Origin of the sequence: Bifidobacterium asteroides, assembly GCF_003202695.1 — a bacterium.
In the GTDB taxonomy this organism is placed as follows: Bacteria; Actinomycetota; Actinomycetes; order Actinomycetales; family Bifidobacteriaceae; genus Bombiscardovia; species Bombiscardovia asteroides_G.
The window spans coordinates 1-10,530 of the sequence record NZ_QGLL01000007.1 but is presented as its reverse complement, the minus strand read 5'-3'; the positions used below and the strand labels follow the sequence as shown (position 1 = coordinate 10,530).

10 protein-coding genes are annotated in these 10,530 nt (G+C 53.9%); 4 read left to right on the top strand and 6 right to left on the bottom strand.

All coding sequences use genetic code 11. The features are described from left to right. Positions 1-769 precede the first annotated feature (769 nt). The 4 genes from DKK75_RS04740 (at position 770) to DKK75_RS04725 (ending at position 3,924) form a co-directional block, all read left to right on the top strand. A complete protein-coding gene (locus DKK75_RS04740; RefSeq protein ID WP_015022037.1) occupies positions 770-2,200 on the top strand; it encodes a ParB/RepB/Spo0J family partition protein in 1,431 nt (476 codons plus the stop codon). A 154-nt stretch (positions 2,201-2,354) separates the two neighbouring features. Continuing rightward, positions 2,355-2,618, top strand: a complete 264-nt coding sequence (locus DKK75_RS04735; protein WP_141650026.1) for a hypothetical protein — start codon at positions 2,355-2,357, stop codon at positions 2,616-2,618. Between the two features lie 24 nt (positions 2,619-2,642). Continuing rightward, a complete protein-coding gene (locus DKK75_RS04730; RefSeq protein WP_015022035.1) occupies positions 2,643-2,990 on the top strand; it encodes a hypothetical protein in 348 nt (115 codons plus the stop codon). 373 nt (positions 2,991-3,363) lie between these two features. Next, positions 3,364-3,924, top strand: coding sequence for a hypothetical protein (locus tag DKK75_RS04725; RefSeq protein ID WP_015022034.1), 561 nt, complete (start codon positions 3,364-3,366; stop codon positions 3,922-3,924). Between the two features lie 135 nt (positions 3,925-4,059). Here the strand turns inward: DKK75_RS04725 and DKK75_RS04720 are convergent, their stop codons facing one another. From DKK75_RS04720 to DKK75_RS08210, 6 genes are all read right to left on the bottom strand, one after another. Then, positions 4,060-4,506: a hypothetical protein gene (locus DKK75_RS04720; RefSeq protein ID WP_015022033.1), complete on the bottom strand. Its 447-nt coding sequence runs from the start codon at positions 4,504-4,506 to the stop codon at positions 4,060-4,062. A 145-nt stretch (positions 4,507-4,651) separates the two neighbouring features. Continuing rightward, positions 4,652-5,050: a hypothetical protein gene (locus tag DKK75_RS08035; protein WP_146208611.1), complete on the bottom strand. Its 399-nt coding sequence runs from the start codon at positions 5,048-5,050 to the stop codon at positions 4,652-4,654. Positions 5,051-5,598: 548 nt separating this feature from the next. Next, on the bottom strand, positions 5,599-7,392 hold the full coding sequence (locus DKK75_RS04710; protein WP_161522307.1) for an ABC transporter ATP-binding protein: 1,794 nt from the start codon (positions 7,390-7,392) through the stop codon (positions 5,599-5,601). 17 nt (positions 7,393-7,409) lie between these two features. Beyond that, entirely contained in the window at positions 7,410-8,855 is a 1,446-nt protein-coding gene (locus tag DKK75_RS04705; RefSeq protein ID WP_045924218.1) for an FtsX-like permease family protein, read from the bottom strand. Between the two features lie 47 nt (positions 8,856-8,902). Continuing rightward, entirely contained in the window at positions 8,903-9,616 is a 714-nt protein-coding gene (locus tag DKK75_RS04700; RefSeq protein WP_101433110.1) for an ABC transporter ATP-binding protein, read from the bottom strand. A 76-nt stretch (positions 9,617-9,692) separates the two neighbouring features. After that, positions 9,693-10,220 (bottom strand): hypothetical protein, encoded by a 528-nt coding sequence (locus tag DKK75_RS08210; RefSeq protein ID WP_219997315.1) that lies wholly within the window; start codon positions 10,218-10,220, stop codon positions 9,693-9,695. Positions 10,221-10,530: the final 310 nt, after the last annotated feature.

The following is a 10,530-nucleotide window of genomic DNA, read 5'->3' as shown; positions in this document are numbered from 1 at the left end:
ACACTACGGCACCGCCATCAACTGGAACGAGTTCCACACACCAGTCAGATACCCCAACACCACACTCTGACCAACACACAACCAAACCCACACACAGAACCTAAAACAACGCGTTTAGTTCCTATAGCCCCTGATGCCGGAGAGACCGTTCTGTATCAGCATAGAGGCTAGATTGGCTGAGCTCTGATAAGGATGCGAAGGGTAAGGAATACGAGCGGTGTCCATCTCAGTTACACCCCTTTAGATAAAAAAGTGCCGCCCTAGTGTGCATATCATATAAATATGATAGAGGCAGTGGCGGCTTCTAACAAGCTTTAATATACTCGGGATATCAGTTAGAAAGCTTCATCAAGATAAAGCTTCACAATATAAACACATTTCTTATCGGATGGTCTTTCTTCTATCATGAGCTACTGCAGATCACCCTTCAATCGGCAAACATAAAACTGGTCGGCTCGGCCGGGGTTGTGGTCATCGGCGGCTGCGCCTTGATGTCTGGCCGCCGCTGTCGCACGCCTGCGGCGTGCTGCTGAAGGGGTTGGGAATGTGGTGTTTGTGCCGCCCCCTTCCATTCTGGCCCGGGCCGCTGCGACTCAAGCCCCGAGCGTCTCCGCCCACACCCCGCTCCGGCCGAGGGGGCCGAACAGCATGCCCCCTCGGCCTCCGGGGGAGTGTTCGGATCCACGCGGGGGCTTGACTCTCCGCTATACCCGGGCCGCCATTCCAGGCGTCGGCACAAACAGTCCCGGCACCAAGGAAAGGAACACCCATGAACACCACAACCACAGTGACCATGCTGCCCATCGACGCCATCAGGCCCAACGACGCCAACCCCCGAAGCGAGATAGGAGACGTGTCGGAGCTGGCCATGAGCATCGCGTCCCAAGGCATACAGCAGGCCCTGGTCGTCACACCGGCGAACCAGGAGGGGCGGCACACCCTGGTCATCGGACACCGGCGGCTGGCGGCCGCCGAGCAGGCCGGCCTTGCAACCGTGCCCTGTATCATCACCGACATGGACGAGCAGACCCAGGCGGAGGTGATGCTGGTAGAGAACATACACCGTGACCAGCTCACCGCCCTGGACGAGGCACGCGGATACGCCCACCTCCTGGACCTTGGCGAAGACGTGGACCAGATGGCCAAAGCCACTGGCCGCAGCCGCAGCACCGTGCAGCGACGGCTCAAAATATCGTCCATCGACGACGAGAAAATACTCGCGCTGCCATCCCAGCTGAGCTTCGAGGAATTGGAGACGATAGCCGACTTCCGCGACGACGAAGGCCTGCAAGACCAGCTCATCAAAGCCGCAGGCACCAACAACTGGAACATGACACTGCACCAGGTCCAGGCCAAACGGTCGCTGGACAAGTGGATCGAACAGGCCCAGGAAGCCATCAAGCAGGCCGGGCTGCCCATCGTGCCGCTGACACCATCACAATCCTGGTCTGACCCGGAAGGTTGGCGCACCATCGCCCGATTCTCCCCGGATACCGACCCCGACCCCAAGCAGGCCCTCGACACATGGCTGGAGGAATGGGAAGGCGACAAACCCACGGCCGCCGGACTGCTCGACCGTGGCGGACAGTGGCGCGTCAAAATCACCCTGCTGGAGCCATACACCCAACAGGACCAGGAGGACGAACGCCGGCAAAGAGAGGATGACCTGGCCAGGTGGCAAGCCGAACAAGAAGCCGAAATCGCACCGGCCAAGCAACTGGACACGGCAAGCCACGACCTGCGGCTGGCCTACACGCAACGGCTCATGTCCCTCAAACGCCCCGCCAAAAACCAGTCCCAGGCCCTGTCCATGCTGGTCATCGCCCAAGCGAGCCAACGCACCTGGTGGGTCAGCCGGGACCAGGTGCGGGACACATGGCGCGCCATCGTCCAGGACCAGGAAGCCGAGCTGGCGCAAAAGGCCGACCTTGACGAGAGTCGCCGCACCCAGACGGCCTTCGCCCTGTGCCACGCCATCATGGAGACACAGATCAACCACGAGACCTGGCGCAGCCAAGACGACATAGACGGCCTGCTCAAACCCCTCTACCGTGCCCTCCAAACCGCAGGCTACGCCATCAGCGACGAAGAGCAATCCGGTCTCGACGGCGACCTGGTGCCCCGACCTGAAGAGGAAGACAACGAAGGGAACGAAGATGAAACAGACGACGGCGACCAGGAGGAGGACACCAAAGAGTGAATGAACCCCGCAGCCGGCGGCGGCGCAGCGATGCCTCGCGCCACCCCACGGGGTGGAATCGGCATCGTCGAACGCCCCGCGTTCGGACAGCCAGACCGCAACGCGAGGAACGCACGACTGGTTTGTATGTGCAATTTGTACTACACTCATGGTCATGGAGATCGAGATAGAGCAATCAGCCCGCAAGCACGGCTGCGCCGACGACGAAATCAGGCACGCGGTCCTCCACTCCATAGGCCACGAACAAATCGAGGGCTACGGCGACGAGATGACGGTGGTCTTCGTCGGCCAGCCACACCCCGGGGCCCTACCCGACAACCTGCTCGAAGTCATCGTCAGCAAATGGCAGGACGGCCAGCTCCACGCCTTCCACGCCATGCCGCTGACCAGCCGGTGGCAACATCTCAGATACCAATAGACACAACCAACAAGGAGCCAGACCATGACCAACACACAGACACCCGCCGACAGGGCAGCACACGCCGAAGCACTCGACCGCATGGCCGACGCCGGCCAATTCACACCCATCGAAGGCACCCGGGTATACCGGGGCTACGACGCCGGCCCCCTGACCGACGACGACCTGCTCTCCATCTTCGCCGGCCGCCCCCGCGACGAACTCAAACAACCCACCAGCAAAACCTGGCAGGTACGCACCACCCCGGCCCTGGACCAATGGGCCGAAGCCGCCGTCAAAACAGAAGGCACCAACCTATCGGCACTGATCCGCCAAGCCACCGCCGAATACCTGGCACACCACTACCCAGGACTCCGAAGCCAGATGGCCTGACCCATCAGGGCAACATCATCAAGGGACCCCTCAACGGGGTCCCTTTTTCCATGCTCGGCTCGGCCGGGGTTGTGGTCATCGGCGGCTGCGCCTTGATGTCTGGCCGCCGCTGTCGCACGCCTGCGGCGTGCTGCTGAAGGGGTTGGGAATGTGGTGTTTGTGCCGCCCCCTTCCATTCTGGCCCGGGCCGCTGCGACTCAAGCCCCGAGCGTCTCCGCCCACACCCCGCTCCGGCCGAGGGGGCCGAACAGCATGCCCCCTCGGCCTCCGGGGGAGTGTTCGGATCCACGCGGGGGCTTGACTCTCCGCTATACCCGGGCCGCCATTCCAGGCGTCGGCACAAACAGTCCCGGCACCAAGGAAAGGAACACCCATGAACACCACAACCAGCCTCCAGGACGACGTCAAGCAACTGAGCCAGGACCCCCAACTCATGCTCACCGCAGGCCGACAGGCCCTCGACAGCATCATGCGCATACTCGACGGCACCCACCAGCCCGAAGCCATAGGACACGACCGGCTCACCCGCATGGCCGCGCTGATAGAAACCTCACTGCCGCACCGCGACGCGCTCCTGGTCGCCGCCATCAACCCCGACACCACCCGAGACGACCTGACCACCATCACCGAACAACCCCACGACCCCGCCGCCGTCAAACTCATCTTCACCAGCCTCACCACCTGCTTCGAAGGCCGGACCCCCGTCAACCAGGAACGCGCCGACAGAGCCTACAACCTCTTCGACCAGCTCACCGCCGCCGTCGGCCCCACCCCACACCTCAGCGCCTCCAGAGCCTACCTGGCCTGGGCCGCCCGCGACCCCGACCAAGCCAGCTCATACATGGTCCAAGCCCTCACCCTCGACCGAACCAACAATCTCGCAGCGCTCATCGCCCTGGCCCTCAGTAAGAACATCAACCCCACCGACGACTAACACCACACACAACCAAACCGAAGAGGTCTCCTCCCAAACCAAGGAGGAGACCTCTCCGCGTCCGATGCGTTTCTCCCGCCCCATAAAAGGGGCACTCGAATCCGCTTCATTCCCTAGGAATGATCGTTGTTTAGATTAATCATGCTTGTCTGCAGCATCAACGGCATGAATGACGAGTAGGGAGATGAGAATGGTGAGAACCTCAGTTATCAAAGATGAGAGCGCCATGGCTTCCCACCTGCTGAAGGCCAAGGCCATCAACCCCATGAGAAACACAAAACTCACAACTTCGCTAACAAGCTTCTTCAAGACCTTGTGACTGCTCATGCTAAACAACACATCCACCAACGCATCAGTTATGTAGGTACCAAAGAACCACAACAGAAAGATAACGATGGTACCCAAAACCCCACGCCACCCATGCACCCAGGAACGAACGCCACCGAAAGGGAGCAAGCGATAAGTGACACCAATGCCGACCGCAAAAGGAAAGACAAAACCCAACAACACAGTTCCGAAAAAACCAACACCGGTAATCGCATCCGAAACCGTTACATGGTCTGATCGTCCACGGTCACTCATCGCTCACCCCTCTCTCCATGAATCAGAGGAACAACACAACACGTTGCTCGTATCGCTGTAACTGGTGCACAAGAAGTAACTATGATTACTCTTATGCATAGGGTTCTCATTGGTATCTTCGTCTTGCAGATTCAGAACGTTCATTTCACACCTCCTTCCATTCGCTAATTTGCTTGGCCATGAGCTGTTGCCCACAGAATTGATCTGGATTGACAATCGGTAGGAATTCCCACCCAGATCCAGTCATAGAGGTAAGTGCGGAAAGAACTCCTGCAGAACCTGTTGAATAGTCGGCAGATAGCCTCAACATGCTATCGCCGACAAAAACTGGTTGTTCATGGTAGGCCAGACTGTAATCCAGAAGATTTTTTAAATGCATGGTTTGAATTTCAGCATAATCTGAAATCCAAGTTTTCCCTACCGCTAAAGCAGACATAATGCCAGCTCGTCCGTTGTACAGTCCGCTGAAAGCATACGTGGGTGAAGCACATGCCTCTACAAGGGATTCAAACACATCAGAGAATAGCGATTCGTTATTCTGCATAAGCCTAGCCCACGATATTGCGGTAAGGAGTCCAGCAGATCCGTTAGTCAAGTATGGTAGCGAGCGGTTATACTCGCCTTCAATAACCCCTCGACGGCCGGAATCTGACAAATCGGTATAGGATAAATCGTGCTCTATGCATGCGGAGGCCCATGAAAAATATCGTGGGTCCTCTGTCACCTTTCCTAAGGACGAAAAGAATAGAGCAGCTCCCGACCAGCCTTGGAAAAGGCCAGAGCTGTGGCTGAGTTTCTTATGTTCATGACCAAGTCAATTTTCTGAGCGAGGTCGTGTTGACTGATGCCGGAGAGACCGTTCTGTATCAGCATAGCGGCCAGACTGGCCGAGCTCTGATAAGGATGCGACGGGTACGGAATACGAGCGGTGGTCATCTCAGTTACATCCCCTTTAGGTAAAGAAAATGCCGCCCTAGTGTGCACATCATATAAATATGATGGAGGCAGTGGCGGCTTCTAACATCATTAAATATACCGTTATGAGATTAGTGTATCTACATTTAAATACAAGAATTCACAAAGTCATCACATTTAATTGTCTGTGGTTTGCTGGCTAATGGTCGGCATCTGTAGTAGTTCCCTATAAGCTGGGCTGGAAATCTTAAGTTCGTCATGCGTGCCGCATGCGACGATTTTGCCCTTTTCCATGACCAGTATTTGATCACCTGGCTCAATTGTTGACATTCTGTGAACTACTTCAATGACGGTTTGTTCGGAGAATATCTCGCGTAGTAGAGCATTTATCTTCTGTTGGTTGATTGAGTCGAGGCTTGACGTAGGCTCGTCTAAGAGAATGACAGGTTTTCTGTGCAGCAAAATCCTGGCGATGGAAAGTCTCTGACGTTCTCCGCCGCTCAGGAAGTGGCCTTGTTCACCGACCTGCGTATTTAACTCTTGTTCGAGATTCCTAACTTTTGTATCAAGATTGACGAGCTTGAGCGCATTCCAACATGTCTCATCGCTTGCTTCGATGGTTCCCATCGTTAGATTATCTCGAATACTACCGGAGAATATAGGAGCATCTTGTTCAATATAGCTAACTACTTTCCTGATATCGTTGGCATTTAAATCAGTTGAGTCAACATTGTTGTATAGGATATGCCCCGAATCCGGCCTATAAAAAGCCTCCAATAGGGAAAGCAGCGTAGTTTTACCTGAACCCGACGAGCCCACGATGACGGTTCTTTGGTGTGGGACTGCGCTAAAACTAATGTTCTGCAGAGTGGTATTTCGTTCATCATCTTTGTCCGCTGTATTGTAAGAAAAGCATACATCTTTGAACTCCAGCGTAATGTTGGCTGTATCAAACGAGGAATGCCCATCTGGGGAAAGCATATTGCTCGAACTTACGGTTTCGCTTTTATCGCGCAAAGATTCAATGTCTTCTATTCTCCTGAGTGGTCCTAAAGCTTTGAAAGCCGTGGTTATAGATGAGGAAAAGGAGCTTAGCGAAGAAACAACCATAGTCAAATACATTGAAAAGGAGATGAAATTAGAAATATCAAGATCCCCTTTCGCTATTTCCGCGCCGCCAAAGGAAAAAACGATTAGTAAGGTCAGCTGTATGGCGCAGTTCACAATGGACCGAATGATTGTTTCCTTGTTGGCCACTTTTACTGTTGCCCGATACACTTCTTCTGCGGTACCGACTACTCTTTTCGTTTCAGGCACTGTTGCCATAAAGGCCTTAATTGTGCGAATTCCAGCTAATGATCGCAGTATGGCATTAGACAGTCTTGCTGTCTTAGCTTGTACCAGTTCGGTATAGGCCTGCAGACGAGAAGAAGCAGCAATCATCAACAGAATGGATGTGCACGAAGTTATAAGTGCCACGGCAAAGAGTCTGGTATCAATGAACAGCATAGCGACAGCTGATCCGCAAGCTGTTAACAGATTCGCGGCCACTTTAAAGAAGTCTGATGACAGGGCTGAGCGTAACTCATTAGTATCTGAGATGACAGTTGAGACATAGTCACCCGACTCCCTCTTATCATACTCTTGTACCGGCAGGCCGAGGATACAGGTAATGAGATTGCTACGTTTATCGAAAACTATTTTCGCCGCAAGGCGGTTTGCCATATTGGATCCCAAACCATCCAGGACGATGCCTGCTACAAACAAAAGCGCCAAGACTGCAATTGGTCTCACCAACTTCTGACTCTGTTCTATGGCGTGTAGAAGATAATTGACACACAGAGGTTGTAGTAACGCCAGACCTGAAGACACTATACCCACAGACATCACAACAACAGTGATAGCTGTGTGCGGTTTCAATAGTCTGAATACATTAAAAATTGTGGTTTTTTGACGTTGCTGAGTTTGCATAGTTGACATGATTTCCGCTATTCGCCTATGGCTGTTTGGACGGTTTCAATTGCCGATCGCTTCAAACTAGAACGTGCAGAGAAAAATGTGGAAAGTGTTCCCGCGGCGATAATGGGCACAGCAAGGATAATGAAGAACTTCCAGGGGAAGACCACTACAAAGAGATTCTTGGAAAGAGGGAGGAATGTCACAGCGGTGAAAACTCCGACGAGCAAGGTGGCCCCCGCAGAGATAAGGATACCGGTGGTCACGAGGATGAAACCATCCAAGGCCGATATGGCAAGTAGCTGTCCGGGCACAGCGCCCGCGATGGAGATAAGGGCCAGATCAAGGTTGCGTTCCTTGGCAGAGATGGCGAAACTGGCGACCGCACCGATTACAGCAATGAGCAAGGCCGACCACAGGCTGGACATAAGCTCTATCGGTGTGGCTGATCCCATGTCTTTCAACTGGGGAAAGCCACTTATGGCAGCAGTACTGGTTTGACCTGTGATTAACAATCCACCGAGCAGGAACAGGCAAGCAGTCAGTGAGATGATGGTGGAGCCGAATGCCTTCCCGCGACTTCTCACAATGGCTTGTGCCCGTGCGATCTTCCAGACATCGGATTGCACAGGAACCAGATTCGTCCATGTTTTGGTGGCCCATTGGATGATGGGTCCTCCAGAATAGGCCAGAGCGACCAGAAACAGCAGTATCGCGATGATCGGGCCTAATGACATGGGTTGCATGATGATGCCCAATTGGGTCTTACTCAGAGTTTTGGGGTCGTTCAACACCAGGATGACGGCAGCGACAGCCGGTGCCAGCAGGGCGATGAAACCACCGATAATAAGGAATCTCCTCAGACCGCGCCCAGCTCTCGTGACGTGGACTTCCTCAGTTCCTGAACCTCTCAGCAGCTCAACCGGAAGCACTTTCCTCAAAGCACGCAGAGTAAAGAGAGCACCCAACAAAGCCACAATGAAACCGACTGCAAGCCCCCTCAAAGCAAAGTCTAAGAAACCCTGCCAAGTAAAAGTGATAAGCGGCGGTAACAGCACGGCCTCCAACTGGAACTTTAGAATCCGTGGGGCAAGAATTGGCGCCAGCGCCATACCAACGATGGAGGAGATCAGAGTCAGCACGAACACCTGCACCATGGTGAGGGTCAGCACCTGCCTAGGTGTGGCACCAAGCAGGGACAACAATGCAAGTCCCTTCCGCCGCTGCCTTATGGAAGCCTGAATCGTCACCATAATGACCAGGCAACCCAGGACCATTGCTATCTGGTAGACCGAGTCCACGTTAGTGCTGAGATGGTGAGATACCACACCCACTTCCCCCGGGGAATCATGTTTGAGATCATTGATTCCCTTGCATACACTCATGGCGCACAGAATCGTCTGCGTGACCACAAGCACAAGAAACACACCGGCCCAGATTCCTCTATTGGCTTTCAGATCATTCAACGCCCACTTCATGACTTACACCTTTCACGCCGCATCGCCATACAGAATCAGGGCAATAACTACGCTTGCTCTTCCACATTCCCTGATGCGACAAATCCGCCATCACTCATGGTGTATACGACGTCGCATTGCCGGGCCAGGCGGAGATCGTGTGTGACCACGACCACGCATTTACCGGGTCGATGGGAGAAGTCCCGCAACTGCGAGAAAACCAACTGTCCGGACTTCTGGTCAAGAGCACCTGTCGGCTCATCGGCGAACACAACATCGGGATCCGCGACCAAGGTGCGAATCAAGGATACCCGCTGCTGCTCACCACCTGAGAGCGAACTAGCTGCGTCATTGTCGTGCCCGCTCAAGTGGAACTTATCCATGAGGGCATCGATGCTTCCTTGATCGACCTTGCGATGGCTGAGAGTCAAGGGGAGCAGGATATTGTCACGAACGGTCATGGACGGGACAAGATTGTAGGACTGAAACACAAACCCGATATGCGATCTGCGAAACAAAGCCAAGTTACGCTGGTTCTTCTTAGTTAGTTCCTCACCCAGCACCCACACATTTCCTTGAGATGGCTGTTCAAGACCAGAAAGGCAATATAGCAAGGTGCTCTTACCACATCCAGAGGGCCCTGTAATTGCGGTCATGGCACCACCAGCAGCAACAAAAGAAAGATCATTGAACACCACAGTGGGAGTCCCGTCACCCGAGACGAAATTCTTACTTAGCTGTTCAGCTACTACCACACCATCACGCATAATATTAACCTTCATGGTACTGAGATCAGAGTATCGCCAGACCTCATGCGATTATAAAGCCCCACGACAACGAGTACTGAAATAAACGCTGTCATGGGGCGATATTCCTATTTACCAAATCAACCCATGTCGCCGTGTATTCAGCAATATCGTAAGGGATGCCCAGCTGCATCAAACCTGAGACGATAGCGGCATGAGTCCAGACGCCGGTGGCTTCCAGGAAGTCTGCAATCCGACCGGCCCACGGAGCAATCTTGGCAGGAAGCTTGGAACCTCCCCAGCGCAGAAGCTTAATGACAGCTTTCTTGGCGATCGTCGTAGCCCAATTCCTCGATTGGAAGCCATTACCGGCAGTGCCATCATGCATCGAGAATGCATACTCGGTCAGGATGCCAGCACCTTCATAATCACCGTTTTCCCATGCGGTATCCGCTATCTCCAGCACATCCCTCGGAGTCAGCGAATCGGTGACTTGACTCACGATAGATGTCGAAGCGGTATCCACAGGCTCTGCAGCCATCGCCTGACTGGGAACCATGGCGACTCCCATAGACAGCGCAAGTGGAACAGCAACGCTGGCGAGCAACCTACTTTTGATAGTGTTCAGAGCTTTCATCATAAGCCCCTTTCCGTTTGTTGAGTCAATTCATCCTTGATAACCAATAACGAAGTCAGCGGTGTCAGCCATGGCACCTCTGACAACCCAGCTAAAACTGGAATACTGCACTGATAGATAGGCCTAACTATCATTCTTGAGTTATTACATCAACGGTGACAGTAGCACCACCGTTACACCATTATAGGGCTATAGGAACTAAACGCGTTGTTTATGTTGGGGGTTTGGCCTTGTGGCTGTAAGCGTGTTGGGTGGTTGTTAATAGGTCGGGTTGTTAATAGGGGTCTTGCAGGGGTGCCCGTTCCTGTTCGAT

What these genes read in the sequence shown, in the direction of transcription:
- DKK75_RS04720 (WP_015022033.1), bottom strand. Translation starts at nt 4,506, where the DNA reads ATGAGTGACCGTGGACGATCAGACCATGTAACGGTTTCGGATGCGATT.
- DKK75_RS08035 (WP_146208611.1), bottom strand. Translation starts at nt 5,050, where the DNA reads ATGCAGAATAACGAATCGCTATTCTCTGATGTGTTTGAATCCCTTGTA.
- DKK75_RS04710 (WP_161522307.1), bottom strand. Translation starts at nt 7,392, where the DNA reads ATGCAAACTCAGCAACGTCAAAAAACCACAATTTTTAATGTATTCAGA.
- DKK75_RS04735 (WP_141650026.1), top strand. Translation starts at nt 2,355, where the DNA reads ATGGAGATCGAGATAGAGCAATCAGCCCGCAAGCACGGCTGCGCCGAC.
- DKK75_RS08210 (WP_219997315.1), bottom strand. Translation starts at nt 10,220, where the DNA reads ATGATGAAAGCTCTGAACACTATCAAAAGTAGGTTGCTCGCCAGCGTT.
- DKK75_RS04705 (WP_045924218.1), bottom strand. Translation starts at nt 8,855, where the DNA reads ATGAAGTGGGCGTTGAATGATCTGAAAGCCAATAGAGGAATCTGGGCC.
- DKK75_RS04740 (WP_015022037.1), top strand. Translation starts at nt 770, where the DNA reads ATGAACACCACAACCACAGTGACCATGCTGCCCATCGACGCCATCAGG.
- DKK75_RS04725 (WP_015022034.1), top strand. Translation starts at nt 3,364, where the DNA reads ATGAACACCACAACCAGCCTCCAGGACGACGTCAAGCAACTGAGCCAG.
- DKK75_RS04700 (WP_101433110.1), bottom strand. Translation starts at nt 9,616, where the DNA reads ATGAAGGTTAATATTATGCGTGATGGTGTGGTAGTAGCTGAACAGCTA.
- DKK75_RS04730 (WP_015022035.1), top strand. Translation starts at nt 2,643, where the DNA reads ATGACCAACACACAGACACCCGCCGACAGGGCAGCACACGCCGAAGCA.